10 protein-coding genes are annotated in these 15,254 nt (G+C 38.3%); all 10 read left to right on the top strand.

Translation table 11 applies throughout. From position 1 onward, the window contains the following. Window positions 1-18: 18 nt before the first annotated feature. Window positions 19-2,622 carry a hypothetical protein gene (locus tag F6J90_RS08380; RefSeq protein WP_293092011.1) on the top strand — a complete coding sequence of 868 codons (2,604 nt, stop codon included), beginning with the start codon at window positions 19-21 and terminating at the stop codon, window positions 2,620-2,622. Continuing rightward, window positions 2,580-6,080 (top strand): virulence factor SrfB, encoded by a 3,501-nt coding sequence (locus tag F6J90_RS08385; protein ID WP_293092012.1) that lies wholly within the window; start codon window positions 2,580-2,582, stop codon window positions 6,078-6,080. Before F6J90_RS08380 ends, F6J90_RS08385 begins: the two co-directional genes overlap by 43 nt. Next, window positions 6,049-7,233, top strand: a complete 1,185-nt coding sequence (locus F6J90_RS08390) for a hypothetical protein (protein ID WP_293092013.1) — start codon at window positions 6,049-6,051, stop codon at window positions 7,231-7,233. Before F6J90_RS08385 ends, F6J90_RS08390 begins: the two co-directional genes overlap by 32 nt. A 496-nt stretch (window positions 7,234-7,729) precedes the next feature. Continuing rightward, the gene (locus F6J90_RS08395) at window positions 7,730-7,978 is read left to right on the top strand and encodes a UPF0175 family protein (protein WP_070391283.1); all 249 of its coding nucleotides are present in this window, start codon (window positions 7,730-7,732) and stop codon (window positions 7,976-7,978) included. Between the two features lie 375 nt (window positions 7,979-8,353). After that, a complete protein-coding gene (locus F6J90_RS08400) occupies window positions 8,354-9,325 on the top strand; it encodes a CinA family protein (protein WP_293092014.1) in 972 nt (323 codons plus the stop codon). A gap of 426 nt (window positions 9,326-9,751) precedes the next feature. Then, window positions 9,752-10,141: a hypothetical protein gene (locus F6J90_RS08405; protein WP_293092015.1), complete on the top strand. Its 390-nt coding sequence runs from the start codon at window positions 9,752-9,754 to the stop codon at window positions 10,139-10,141. A 237-nt stretch (window positions 10,142-10,378) separates the two neighbouring features. Then, entirely contained in the window at window positions 10,379-11,455 is a 1,077-nt protein-coding gene (locus tag F6J90_RS08410) for a cupin-like domain-containing protein (protein WP_293092017.1), read from the top strand. Window positions 11,456-11,510: 55 nt separating this feature from the next. Then, entirely contained in the window at window positions 11,511-12,515 is a 1,005-nt protein-coding gene (locus tag F6J90_RS08415; RefSeq protein WP_293092019.1) for a cupin-like domain-containing protein, read from the top strand. Window positions 12,516-12,546: 31 nt separating this feature from the next. Beyond that, window positions 12,547-13,503, top strand: coding sequence for a cupin-like domain-containing protein (locus F6J90_RS08420; RefSeq protein WP_293092021.1), 957 nt, complete (start codon window positions 12,547-12,549; stop codon window positions 13,501-13,503). A 17-nt stretch (window positions 13,504-13,520) separates the two neighbouring features. Continuing rightward, window positions 13,521-15,242 (top strand): cupin-like domain-containing protein, encoded by a 1,722-nt coding sequence (locus tag F6J90_RS08425; protein WP_293092023.1) that lies wholly within the window; start codon window positions 13,521-13,523, stop codon window positions 15,240-15,242. Window positions 15,243-15,254 lie beyond the last annotated feature (12 nt).

Raw genomic sequence — 15,254 nt, forward strand, 5'->3', positions numbered from 1 at the left:
TAATAAAATTAAATTATAATGTCAAAGGTTGAACAACTGCGTAATTTTAATAATTTCGGTGAAGCTATACTTAATAAACTTAAGGAATATGACTCTGTTATCCAGAAACAATCCCTTCAGCAGGATAGCATTTTAACTGAAATTAGCAATCAAGTTGAAATTGTCAGAAAGCAAGCCGAAGAAGTAGTTAAATCTTCTTCTTCACCAGTTAAAATTGCTGTTATGGGAGAATTCAAAGCTACAAAAACTACGGTCTTAGGTAGTTTACTTGGTTATGCAGGAATGTTACCAGACAGTCGAGTGGCAGCTACTGGGAATGTGACTCATCTCAATATCGTTCAGGTAAAAGGCTCGCAACCAACTGAATTTAAGTTTAGCGTTAAATATTTTAATCAGAACGAAATTGATAAATGTCTTGACTTTATAGTTGAGGAGTTGGTTGTACAGGCTAAAGCACAATTACCTACTACGCAAATCGATAGTTTGAGAAAATGTACTTCCAAAGATCCTAAAGATCCTGATGTTTGGCAAAACATTATCCAATGGTACGATGAAGTAAAAAATTATGACAAAACTCCTGGATTAGAAAACGCAATTCAAGAACTAGTAGTGTTTGTTGAATCTTATCTACGTTATAATAATTTATGCGGTCAATCCTTGCCTATTGATAATGCTACTCATGCTTACGCAGGTCTTCAGCTACCTAATGACCCCCGTTCGATCTTAGATATTAAGAAGTTTGAGCAGTTTCCCCCAGAAGACAAGGAGCAGTTTCCTAAGTTTTTGCAAGCCACCTTTCCTCTAATCAGACGAATAAATGTTGAAGTCAAAGTGTCAGATCAAATTTGGGATCTTTCATCTCTTCAAAAAGCCAACAAGTTAGTTTTATTAGACTTGCCTGGATTAGGGGCTGATAAATCTGAGCTTCGAGATCGATTTGTAAATGTCCATGAAATGGAAAATGTACAGACGATTTTACTATTGACCTATGGTCCTCGTCCAGGAAGTACAACAAACAATGAAATCATCGATCTGCTCCGAAAGCAAAGAAAAAACCAAAATCTCGATGATTTTATCCTTGTAGGTGTTGGGCGATTTGATGATTTGCCTGGGGCAGAAGTTGGTATTGACAAGCTTCTTAGTAACACAGAGCAATTAACAGAGCAGAAAATTTTCGATGAAATACCAGCTTTGCGTAAGGTTATTGAAAATTCCCGTAAATTGACGAAAGGTAATGATGAGCAAAGAATCGTTTTTATGTCAGCATTTGCTGCACTTGAGTATTTGAGAAAAAACCTAGACAGCACCATTAAAATTGCGACACCAACTGTACTAGAAAACCTCAATATATTTCAGAAGCATTTTCCTGATCTAAACGAAAAATGGCAGCAGTTAAGCGAAAGGTTAAAAAAATCTGAACCTGATAGTATTTTAGTAACTTGGCTAGATGCTTTCACAAAAGATGGTGGTCTTTCTAGACTACGGTATCTGCTTGAAAATCACGTGGCAACTCATGGTCTTGAACAATTATATAAAGATGTCAACGTTAAAGTACAAACTTTGGTTAAGGAACAACAAAATTTAACACAGAAAGTTAATAATCCTTCACTGGCTAAATTGCTTGCTTCTGAGAATCCCAAATTACGAATCCTGCGCCAAGCACTCCGAGAATTAGCAGATAGCTATAAAGCGTTAAAAACCCATTTAGAAAAAAATCCATTAGAATTGGGAGTAGGAATAGATGAAACAAGAAGCAAAATTTCCCTTCGACAAGAGGTTGCAGAAAAAGTAAATTCTGAAATATCTCGCTGGAGTGAATGGAGAACCCTATTTCTCAAAATTGAAAACGGAATCGTCAATTTACCACAAGTTAACAGTGAGGATGAAGAGTCATTTTTTTCTCGAAGAAAACGTCAAAAAAGAATCCGAAAAACTTTTACTAAAAGCGATGAATTGTATCCTTCTTTTCAGGAGGCTTGTGATCAACTCGAAAAGTTTATTCAGGAGCGTGTTGACCAGTCTATCAAAGACTGGTTAGACGAATTATCAAATAACCTAATTTCATTAAAGGATAATCAGAGGACAATCAATGTCAAAGAAATACGGTCTGAAATTGAAAATTGTGTTGTGAAAAAAGAAGAAATACAAGAAGATATACAAGACTTACTTTCTTTAGCATCTCCGAGGGAATGGGAATCAATGCTGCTAGAAAGAGTGAAAAACAATAGTTCTATAACTATAGATTCAGAAACTTTGTTTCCTTTACCCCGTGAAGACAAAAATAGCCATGAACCTGCTTTGATATTCGGGTGGTCTCCAGACCATAAACAAGCTAATAAAAGAATACCACTCTACGAAAACCATCTAACTTTTATACTGGGACTTCGAGATACAATGATTTGTAGCGTTAGTGATAGCTTTATTCAAATTTTAAGCAAAGTAAATCAAACAGTAAATAAGGAACTCCAAACATCAATTTTAGAAGAGGCCATTGTAACCTTGGAAGAAGATTTCTTAGCAGATAGAACGTTGCTAAAACAAATGGTAGGTGAAGAGCCAACTGAAGAAACCACACCAGATTGGTTATTAATTCTACAGGAGCTAGTAAATATTCCTCTTTAAACTTTGCCAAAGATGTTGATATGCCTGTTGGAATTAAGATTGTAAATAAGTTTCTGTTGAACCAAATTAAAACAGTAAACAATACTAAGTGGTTAAAGCTTCCTGTAATAGACCTGATTCATGAGCACGACGATCCAGCTAATATTATAAGGATTGATCATATCAACTGTACTATAACAGGAAAACCTCCAGAACTTAGAGATAAAATTCAACAGGCTTACAATAATTCTTTTAATAATTATCATTATCCAAAAGGATTTTATCTCGATTCGCTATTACGATTTTCTCCATACTGCAAACTTGATGAATATCTGCCTAGTTATGCCAATTATTTTTTAGGAGTTAAAATAGATTATATCGAGCAAAATAGCAAAGTAAGTGAATCGCACAGAAAAACGTCTCAAACCTGTAATTTATTTTACAAAAAAACAAGTAAGGGGGAAAAAATGCTCTCACATGGTGGATGGATTGCTATCGATTTTGGTACTTCAAATTCTACTGTTACTTTTTACGATCCTAAAGAAGCAATAGAACCCAAGGAATTATCCTTGGAACAAAAAGACCTATTATTTAAACTTTTTAACGAATGGTTAGGCTCATCTGACTCAAAATTACCAGGAGTTGGTGATGATGAATGGCAGGAATATATCGAACAAGTTGAAAGTAATTTGGGAAAATCTTGGCCAGAAATTATCGACAATAAAAATAGCTCGATATTGCTAGAGGGAATTCGCCAACTAGAAATTTCCTTAGGTACTAGACTAGATGATCCAATCTACCCGGTAGTTAGTAAAAAACTTAACGAAATTTACCGTCAATTATTCCAATTACCACCCTTACAAAAGGAACGTATCGTTCTGGCAAAAATAGATAAGAATCTCCCCCAAGAGACACAAATTACTAGCGAACTGGAACTGGTTGGTGTAAATGGATTCTTGGAAGTGGAAATGGGGGAAATAGCTAGAAATAATCGATTGACAGCGATGTCCCAAGAGACTACTGATGAAAACCAGGAAGATGAAAACCAGGAAACATTTTGGCGAAAAATAGAAAGTAAGTTTCACCATTCTCCGAAGCGTTACCTTAATAAAACCAGAAAAAAAGGAGAAGAAGATAAAATCAAGATATATTGGGAAGGAGAAGAGAAGAATATTGAATATAGTGAGCTAATTCAAGCAGCGATGAAATGTCTGATTGAATTAACAGAAAATTTTAAAGATAAACCGGAAAACAAAAAACGTTATGATAGCGGTAAATTTTACAGAGTAATAGTTACTTATCCGACGGTATCTAAACCAGAAAATCGTCGTAAACTGGAAGACTTAGTAAGTCAAATTATTGAGCAAAAATTTACAGATACAGATGTCAAATTAGACGTAAAAAAAGATTTTGATGAAGCAATCGCTGCTGCTATTTTCTATGTATGGCGAGAATTTGGTGGAAACCAAACTATCGGTATAGAAGCTTTTAAAACTCGCTGTCGTCGTAGCGGTCAAAAATGGGCTCAAAACCTAATGGTATTGGACATTGGTGGTGGAACGACAGACTTGGCTTTAATTCGTTTACTTCTGAGAGATGATAGTCCATTTGACCCAGGAGAAGATCGAGGAGCTGGTGGACGTTACTATGTTCTGACTCCAGAGTTGATGGGGTCTTCTGGACACTTATTTTTAGGGGGTGAGTTAATTACTCTACGACTCTTTCGCGTGCTTAAAGTAGCGATTGTTGACAATTTGTTAACGGCATTTACAGAAGGAAACTTAAAGCATGATAAGTTCGATGAGCTGATCAGAGGATTAGATCCAAGATTTTTGCAACAAGATAATCACAACAAATACCGCACTCGCTCCCTATTAGAATGTATTGACAAAGAAAACCCAGAAAACGATCCATTTTATTCAACAGTTCTAAACTATGCAGAAGAAATATTACCAACTCGATGGAAAGAGAACCGAAAAAACCTACAAGCTTTTTACACCCTTTGGCGATGGGCTGATGATGCTAAAGTTGAATTAAGCAAAGGTGCCGTTGAATATGAAATTCCGGCGAATCAATTAGAACAATTTATTAGGGTTCAACAAGATATTGATCTTGGTGAATATAATCCTGGCATCAAGCTATCTAAACAACAACTTGAAACAGCTGCTTCAAAAGTTGTTGGAGAAGCAATCAATATTGCTAAAGACTTGCTAGAAAGCCGATTACCTAAAGACAGTTCAACTGGTCAAAAAGAACCTTTGGATTGGTTAATTTTATCGGGACAGACTTGCCATCTAGATTTAGTCAGGCGTAAAATTAATGAAATCTTTAGCAATACCAATAACGATTTCGAGTGGAACCCAGCCAGGATTACTTTTGTACCTGACTATGCCAAATTAGCTACCTCAGTCGGGGCTTGTTATGGCATGAGCCGACAGCAGTTCACTTATGCTCCGAAAGCAGCGAAAGACAAGCTAAAAGAAGGTAAAAGCGAACTCTATATCGAAGTTAATAATTTACTTTACACATTGCCTTGTGCTTTCTTGAGGCAAGTTGTAGGTTCTTTAGAACCAGTTTTTCAAGCACGACAGCCATTGTATAAATTTAATCCTAATCAGGAAGCTAAAGCTCGAAGTAAATGGTTCGGTGTTTTACCAACTACGAACATTTATCGTCGAGACTTTGAAAGTCAAAGAGAAATTTTATGGGCTAAATTTAACTTTGAAGAGATTGCCAAACAAATCGGAATATATTCCCAGAATAATAATCTATGGTTTGAGGGATTCAAAGCTCAGTTTGAAGTTAACCAAACCCTAGAAATTGAAATGGTAGTTTGTCGGGGCAAACCTCATTATTTAGTAGGGGATCAGGTGGATGACAATAACTCTACCTTAACAAATATTAACCAAACAATATCGGAAGAGCTAAAAACAAGAAAAGAAGAGTTGGAGAAAGCAAATATACAAGAAGAAGTTCCTCAAGCTATGATTATCGATAGTGAACTTCAGTGGGATATTGCTATTGGGATCAATGAGGAATCTCCACAGCTAGTTTTCAAGGCTGGGGAAAAACTTGATGATATTTTTCACAATGAAGACGAAGGAGAACAAACAACTAAAGAAACTAAAGGAGCTATCAGCAAAGATGAGAACCAGAAGCCTCGACCTCTCCCAGCATTCCCCAGAAGTGGCAAACACACCTTCTATGCTTACTATCCCAGCTTAGAGAGCCCACAATTGAAGGAAATATATCTTGGTACATTAGGATTTGAGGAAAATCAGATTAAGGATAACTGCAGATACTACATTACAATTGATGACCAAAGTAATCTGCGTCTTCATGAAGGGGAAGTTCCTTATTGGATATCGGATCAACCAGAAGTTTTAAAAGAAAAAGATGGATGTGTACTTAGAGTTAAGCGTAGTCCCATAGAAGAAGAGAATAACGATGAGCAAAACCCCTTTAGTGGAGTACACTGATGGTGATGGATTGAGTCAACTGCTCAAACAGTTGTTAGTAAGAGACTCGGAGCTAGGGCGATATCTACGGCATACTCTCAAGGGACTGTATGCCTCTTTAGAATCAGCCCGTGCAGAAGCTATAGACAATTCAGAAGAAGCTACCCTTTGTGGTCAGCTATCCCAACTACTAAATCAGCTTTTAGAAGAGAATACTTCTAACGAGGCTCTCTCTAACAAAGAGACTTCCAAAAAGACAAATTCGGAAAATTTAACTGATTTTCAAAATCCAGGATTAATTCTCCAAGATTTCTGTAATGACTTCTTCACAGATAAGAAACTTTACCCTTATATTGGTGATTCAAAACCTCGAAGCACTAATGACTCAGACTTATGGGACGAAATTCAAAAGCTTTTACTGCGTGTTCCAGAGTCTATGGCTCAAAAGTTGCAAAATAAAGCTCTGCAGTCAGCTAAAAAAATCAACGCCAAGGAAGATGATACCAATAACAACGAACTTCCTTTTTCAGAAAATCAACTTCTCTATCCTGGTTTAACAGGAACAGTTAAGGCTAAAGGGTTGTGTTTATCAACTGAAGCTTCCTTATACTCAGAGATTAACGATAAAACTCTAGATGGCGATCTTAAATTTCTTGCCCAGATCGTATCTATCTGCATAGATTTTATTCAAAACGACCCCTCCCTACATCATTGCCTGAAAAGTATTAAATTTTTTGGTATAACCCGTTTTAATTCCAAGCATAGAGAGGATTATATTAAAACCTTGATACTTTTTTTCAAAAAAGTCAAAGACCATGAACAAGATCCGATTAAATCCTTAAAGGCAAGGCTGGACTTAGACGAGGCGATTAACTCATTAGTATATCAGCCTTTAGCTGACCCAAATTCCTGGTGGTGTTCTTTGCAGAAAGACGCAAGAAAAACCCTTGACAAAGCAGTGGAAAGAGTTAATAGTATGGAGGATTATCAAGCCGGATGTCAATGGCTTTTAGGTGTTCGAGATGATATTATTAAATATACAGAGAACAAAGATGACGTAATCGATAAATTACAGGTTAGAGGTACTCCTGGTAAAGTCTTAGCTTGCTTGCGTGTTTACGCTTGGATTAATGAAGAAAAAATGCCTGGTCGAGTAATCTTTTACCCAAAATAGCTTATCCTTTGTCTGACCAAGGCAAGGTACTCCTTGAAGTGGGTAATTCCATAACTCCTGAAAAAAACTGACCTAACCGAAAAATCCGCCCATCCCAACTCATTCTTGACCTGCTGAAATCCCAGAAGTGTTGAATGTTTTAAACGTTCAACACTTCTGATTACACCCATGGAGCAGTCTTGATTGATCTTTACGTTGACCCCGCCTATCGCTGTCGAAGCTTAGGTGCAGCGTTGATTTGTGCGATCGCAAACGAAATGACCTGCATAAACTGGACAGTTATGGGAGGGCTAGGGTGTGTCTTCAAACTCGGAGATCCCCCTAAATCCCCCTTAAAAAAGGGGGACTTTGACTATGGCTCCCCCCTTTTTTAAGGGGGATCTAAATCTTGCGGAAAACTTTGAAAACACGCCCTAGTACCAGTTAGCTGAAATCTAGTAAAAACAGAACGTTTTTGAGCTACCCTTAAAAATACGATTGATAAAACAATTCTGTGATGAGTATCGTTATTTCAGACGCAATCCTACAAGCATCCCAGCTTACCCCAAGTGAGTTTCGCTCCCGAATTGCATTACACTTGTTCCAAACAGGTCGCCTAACACTAAACTATGCCAGCCGACTGGCCCACATGGAACCCAACGAGTTTCGCCAATTTCTTAAGCAGCGCAAAATTCCGCTTTACTCCTACGATGTTGAAGACTTTGAACTTGACTTGAAAAATTTGCGGGAGTTAGGAAGGTTGTGATTGTTATTAGCGATACATCGGCAATCACAAATTTGGCAGCGATTCAACACTTACAGCTTCTGCCTCAACTTTATAATCAAATCACGGCATCCCGATCAGCGTAAAACACATTTTTGAAACCTTGTCAAACTTCGGAATAACGTTTTTGATCCGAAGATCGGATTATTGTTAAACTGTTGTGCATTTAAATTAAATATTATTCAGTTATAAAAAAACGTCAAACCCTCTCCCCCTACTCCCTACTCCCTACTCCCTACTCCCTACTCCCTTGCTCTCAAAACCATTAAATTTAAATAAAGACCAGCTTATACAACCCAATCATTGATAGTGTAATCAAAGTCAATTCATCTATCTTTTGGAGAAAGACAGTCGAAAATGTCGAAAAATAAGGTTTTGATGGTACTGGTCTCCCTAATCCTACCCTTTGTGCTTGGTGTCCAACTAGCAATGGCTGATACCAGCGACTCAGCTCAAACCTGCTTACGAGGGTTACTGTACATGGACAACGGTTGCAGTACAGTAGATTATATGTCCATTGATTACACTCCTCTGATGAATGACAAAGCTGAAAGCTTTTTGAAAGAAATTAAGGCACGGCAGCTCAATGTTGTCACAGCGGAGTCTCTGACCAGTGGCATGATTATTTCCACCATCGTCAACATTCCCCTCTATGGCTCCTACACCTACGGTGGATTTTCCACCTATGATAGTGATGCTAAGCGCAAGATGCTTGGGGTCAAAAAAGGCGATGTTTATACCGAAACCACAGCTCGACAAATGGCTGCCGGTGCTTTGAAAAATAGTCGGGCGATGGTCTCGATTGCAGTTACCGGACACGCCGGACCGGTTGACAAAAATGAATTGGAAGACCTCGGTGTTGTCAACGCAGCAGTTTCTATTCGCACCACTTCTGAGAGCCAAGACAGTGACATCCAAGAACAGCCAATTGTCTTCAATACCAGGCACCTGCGCATGGCACTTTGCGATGGTGATGGATTGCCTATGACTGAAGTTGTGTGCCAACAATATCGTTCGGAAGCTCAGGCCGACCCTAAGGGGTATGTATCCGATCCAATCTTGTCCATGACCCGGAAATTGATTCGGCAAAATGTGGTGATTGAAGCTCTGGAACTGGCGCAACAACACCTCCAAAACTTTGTCTGTACCAGCGACGGCGATAATGTGACTTGTAAAACTCTCGACTCCATGTGTCAAGAACCCTATGATGGCCGTTACATCAGGTACGGTGAACCAACTTGGGTGATCAAGGAGCACAGCGAGCGTTGTCGAGTGGGTATAATAAACCGAAGAGGGAACAGGAAACAGGAAAGACGGAGCAGGAACTAGAGAGTAGGGAACAGGGAACAAAAATTATCACAATTGATTTAGGTACCCTATAGTTCAGTAGTCTAGGGAAGTGTGGGCACTGTGGGGGAGGGGAGCGGCGAATGTGGGGAGCAGTAAGTCAATGGTCTCAACCCGTGCTTGGTGAGGGTGGGATACAGGGATTAGCCCCTTTAAGTTGATCATGGTGAGTAATTAGATCAAATCCGGATAATTGCCCACACTTACGATATCCAGAACATTATCTTTCTCCCCCTGCTCCCATTAACCCAAGACGAAGGTACCTCACCCAATTGAGAACTGCGAGAATTAATCAGGAGTAATAACTTAACAATTTCTTAAGAAAGTTGCCATGGGTTTGACTCGACCCCCCCATTGTATACTAGTATTAGTTCTGACTCAAAAATCTGATAGTAGGACAAATAGACTATGAGTGTAACTACTAAGAATGACAATCTATCAGTGTTTGGTAACGAAGTTGAAATTGACGGTGTATTGTATGTTTCTGTAGACTTCCTCAAGCATTATCCAGAATATCTAGATAACGAATTAGATCAGGAAATGGATATGGATGATCAAGAGGATGATACTGACACTCCTGAAGAGGGAGAATTTGACGAATCTTTGAGTACCCATAAGAGTGAGATTGATATCAACGGCACGACCTATATTGCTGTTCCTGTGCTGAAGAGCAATCCCAACTATGTGGAACTTAAATACAACCAGAAAGCGGATGTTCCCTTAAGCACCTTTATCCCCAATAAGATGCTAAAGGAAAATGCAGCAGTAGCTGCTACTCGTCGTCGTCGCACCATATAGCCCTGTCAATTTATTGCGGGGTGGAATGACGACGGGCGCGAATTTATTCGCCATCTAATTCTTCTTCAATCAACCACGCTGGGTTTATAGGAATCCCCCCACTGAATTGGCGGGGATTCTCAACTGCGAAGGATTTTTGTTCTAGTTAGAGAGACTATTTTGAGGATTTCTCAGCCTCTCACCCTAGGGGGGATTTATTGATATCCACCTAATTATCAAGGAACGGTGCTAGGAGCGATGCAAAGAGAAGTACCTGTATTAACCAGTATTACCCAGACAGAGTTTTATCAAGATTATTTCCTCAAAAATACTCCGTGCCTGATTCGAGGTGCTGCTAAAGATTGGCCAGCTGTTAAAAAATGGCATTCTGATGAATATTTAGGGAAACTTGCTGGCAATAGAAAAATTTTTAAAACCACATCTATTCGCCATGATTTTGGTTTTAACCACCAATCTCCCATGGAATATATGAAATTTGGTGAGTTTTTAACTCACTATCAAGATAATCCTCAATATTACATTAATGATTCCGATATACCCAGTATTTTAGTTCAAGACATGGGCAACCATGAAATATTGGAGGGATTCAATCGGTTAGAGCACTATCATAAGCGAACCGGATTCTTTCTCGGTGCAGGAGAACAATATGCGCCACTACATTATGACGATGAGGAAAATATCTATGTTTTGATTGATGGCGAGAAAGAGTTTCCTCTCTTTGATATCGCAGATTTTCGCAAAATGTATGCTTACGATCATCCAGATAGTCCAGACTTTTCCCCAGTAGATGTGAATAATGTGGATTATCAAACCTTTCCCCTCTTTAAAGAAGTCACCAGATATAATGCTCATCTTTATCCAGGGGATATGTTATATGTTCCCGGATACTGGTGGCATAGCGTCCGTTCCCAAGGCAGGAACATGGCATTGTCTTATGTAAGAACCGATCGGATTTCGCAATTAATGGCCTATATAAAGTTAGTCAAAAACGATGCTTTACCTATCTCTGAATCAGACAAACAGACTATGCTGACTATGTTAGAAGATCGAGAAGAAACGGCGATTCAGACTCAGCAAGAGCTGCAAATTGAAGGTTGTTTAATGGAGTGGAATATTTTCTATTTATATTTAAAACTTAGTCTTTTGTATGAATATTTAAAAAATAAACAACAGGATATTATTCCTGTTGAGAATGCGTTTAAACGTGTTAAGCCTATGGTTAAAAGTGAACTTCATTCAGGTAAATATAGTTATCCAATTTTATATTTGATGCAAAACTTTTATCGAATGAACGCTGGTATTTTTGAAGTATAAATTAACCGAATAAATAAATGATATACCTAATTTATTATAATAACTTATACTTATTATGTTAAATTTAAGCATCGAACAGCGATCAAACCATCATCCAATAAACCTCAAAAACCAAATTCCTGTAGCGGAAGTAAAAACGATTGATAAGGAAACTTTTGCCAATGAGTATGTTGCCAACCACCGCCCCGTTATTATTCGCCAAGGTATTCAGCATTGGCAAGCCATGCAGTGGGAAGATGATTATTTAAAACAAGTCGTCGGAGAACAACCAGTCAAGGTTGATATCTTTTCCTATTCTCAGGAAGGAAAGGTAAATCTTAAAGATAGTCTTAAGGAAAAGATGAGTGTCACCGACTTCATCGAACGCTATCAAAGTATTGATAAGAATTACTATATTTCAGACCAGAACCTATTTCCTGTTTTACATCAAGATTTGGGAACCCACCCTGTTTTGGAGACCTTCCCTATTTCCAGGAGAAGGACGTTGTTCTGGGGCAACGGCGGTCAAAAATCCTATTTGCACTATGATGACAATGAAAATATCATGTGCCAATGTGATGGGGAAAAAGAATTCCTGCTCTTTGATATAACCGATTTCAAGTACCTGTATCCGGCAACTCCTGAACTGTTTATTTCTGCTATCGATCTCGATCGCCTGGATTCTGGGCAATTCCCTCTCCTAAACCATGCCACTCCTTACGTAGCTCGCATTAAAAAAGGCGATATTTTGTATGTTCCTTGTTACTGGTGGCATCGCGTCACTTCCTTTGGCAGGAATATTGCAGTCTCTTACATCATCAACGAGACAATGGCTCAACGGCTCAATGTTGTAGAGAAATTAGTAGACTGTGATACCCTTCCGGTGGATGAATCGGTCAAGAACGACTTACTTGCCATCATTAGATCTGAGCAAAAAGCTTCTAAACGTAACGCTCAACTGAAAAAATATCACCTAAAATATGTTAAAGAGCAGGGAACTTCTTACTATTTTCATCAAATTTTTCGCCGTTTAATTGAAGAAAGCCTTTTTGATATTCTCTACGGTCATAGTACCTACTGAGGTTTGGTAAACTTATGGACAAGCGATCGCTATGAATATATTATCCAGCTACAAAATAAAAAATAAAAGAGCGAGGGTTCCCAAAGTCGAACAAATATCCAAAGAGGAGTTCTACGGAAACTATGTGCAAAAGAATACTCCATTAGTTATTTGCGGAGCAGTAAAACACTGGGATGCCATTCACCTGTGGACGAATGAGTATTTGGAGCAGGTTGTGGGGTTTAATACAGTAGATGTCGAAACATCCAGAGATCAATTTGAGGGGAGAATTTTCGACGATGCTGAGAAAGTTTATATGTCTTTTTCCAGATTTTTAGAGAGATTAACCCTTCCAGAAGGGGAAACCGACTATTTTGTTGGTAGTTGGCTATTCCCAGCTTTGGTCAATAATGTCCCAGATATCGATCTCTTCCATGCCTTTGATGTATTTTACAAACGTCGCATGTTGATGACCCGAGGAGGAAATCGTATTGCCTTTCACCATGACTGGTATGAGAATCTCCTCTGCCAGGTCAGCGGATATAAGAAGTTGACGCTGGTCGATATTGCTGAAACAGCTTATATGTATTCAAAATACGGAGAAGAATATTCCAACTATTCACCTATTGATATCCATCAACCAGATTACCAACAATATCCTCTTTTTGAACAGGCAACTTTGTATGAAACCGAAATCCATCCCGGAGATGTCCTCTACATTCCTTGTAGTTGGTGGCATACAGTGGATAGTTTTCAACGCAATATTGCCCTTTCATGCTCATTTTACGAAGCCAATTCGGAATTACTGTTAGTTCTCTCTAAAATGTTTCAAAAAAATGCATTTGCTTTATCGGCAGATGATACCGAAGCTCTGCAAACTATTTTTGATAGTGAAGAAAATCCTAGCCAAAAACTAAAACGGATAAAGAAATACGCTCAAAACCATAAATTTTCAACTATTATACTAATGTTTAACCAGAGAAACAAGCTTTTGTTTGGAGTGAAATAATAACAAGGATAAATCCCATGTCTAAAGGCGAAAAAATTCTCCAAAACTACTATCCTAACGAAAGGATAGATTACCTAGATGCTAGTGTGACTAGCCGCACAATTATTGATGATTATCTTTATAAAAGAAAACCGGTTATCATTCGAGGTCTAATTGATGACTGGGAAGCAAGCAAGAAGTGGAGTTTTTCCTGGTTTCAGGAAAAGTATGGTAACATTTATACCAATGTTTTTTCTTCTGGCAACGAAGCTAAGTCATCTCAAATGAGATTGAAAAAAATGTTTGCTAAAATGCAACAGGGAGAAATATTATACTCTAGTCTATATACCAAAGAATTATTTCCCATAATCTCCCCAGATTATCCCATTGCAGGGACAATTCTTTCCGAGCCTAAATTTAACTGGTTATTGGATCTTCCCAAAACTATTCATGGGGAAATGAATGTAATTTTTATTGGGAATACTGGCACGGGTATTAAGAATCATCAAGATAGTATGGGGACTCATCTCTGGTCAGCTCAAATTATGGGCACAAAGCGTTGGATTGTGTCTCCTCCAGAAGAATCAGAGTTTATGTATGAGGGTAAAGCTGACTGGTTGAAACGAGAAGAATCGATTGAAAAATACCCGAATTTCAAGGAAGCCAAAGCCCTCGACTTCATTTTAGAAACTGGTGACATCTTAATTCTTCCCGTTGGGTGGTGGCATCAAACTGAAATTTTATCAGATTCTATTTCTATTACCCACGATCTTGTCAATGAGACAAATTATCACCATTATATTTCCGAACTCAATCAATCTCACCATATCGATCCTAAAGTAGAGACATTTTATCGCGCCAGTCAGTCAATACAAGCAAATTGGTCTGCTCAACTTCCCCAAAGAAAAACGACTCCTATTGAGCGGATTTATTACTCCATTTCTTTTGAAGAGTTGTTAGAAAAATACCTCATTCCTCATCAACCAGTTATTCTCCAGAATCAAATCAATCATTGGCAAGCTCTGCACAAGTGGAATTTAGATTATTTTCGAGAGAGGTTTGGCAATGCTTTCATTCAGTATTTCCATGGTCACGATGACAAGTCTAAAAAAATACGATTAAGAAAGTATCTGGAAACCAACTTCGACCAACCCCATTATTCCATGTGGTGTCTGGATGACTTTTATGACATCCTTGCTGAAGATTTTGATACAATTGAACCCTTGAATAACCAGGAAAAAGATTGGATTTTAGAGCTACCTAAACAAGAATTAAATGCCTTGACCTGGATTTTTATGGGAACTAAAGGTTCTGGGATTGCCAATCATTCGGATAGATTAGGACAGCATGTGTATTCTGCTCAAATTTCCGGTCGCAAAAGGTGGATAATTCACCCCCCTGAAGATGAAAAATGGATGTATGACGGTCAAGTTGACTTAACCAATCCCGATCTAGTTAAATATCCGCTTTATATGAACGCATCTGCGCCTTATGATTTTGTTCTCGAACCAGGTGAAGTATTAATTTTACCAAATGGTTGGTGGCATCAAACCTTAACTTTATCAGATTCTATTTCCTTGTCCCATGACTTTATGAATGTTTCCAATATTGATTCTTTCTTAGAAAGAATGGAGGCGAGAAAAGGGGAAAAATACATGAAATCAGAAACGATGAAACCGATTATTTCCCATTGGAAAGAGAAACGAGATATTTTGCGAAAGCAGAAAAGTGACCAGAATCTCATTGTTGAAACAGTTTGACAATTTAACCTA

The sequence above is a fragment of the Moorena sp. SIOASIH genome (assembly GCF_010671925.1).
Lineage (GTDB): Bacteria > Cyanobacteriota > Cyanobacteriia > Cyanobacteriales > Coleofasciculaceae > Moorena.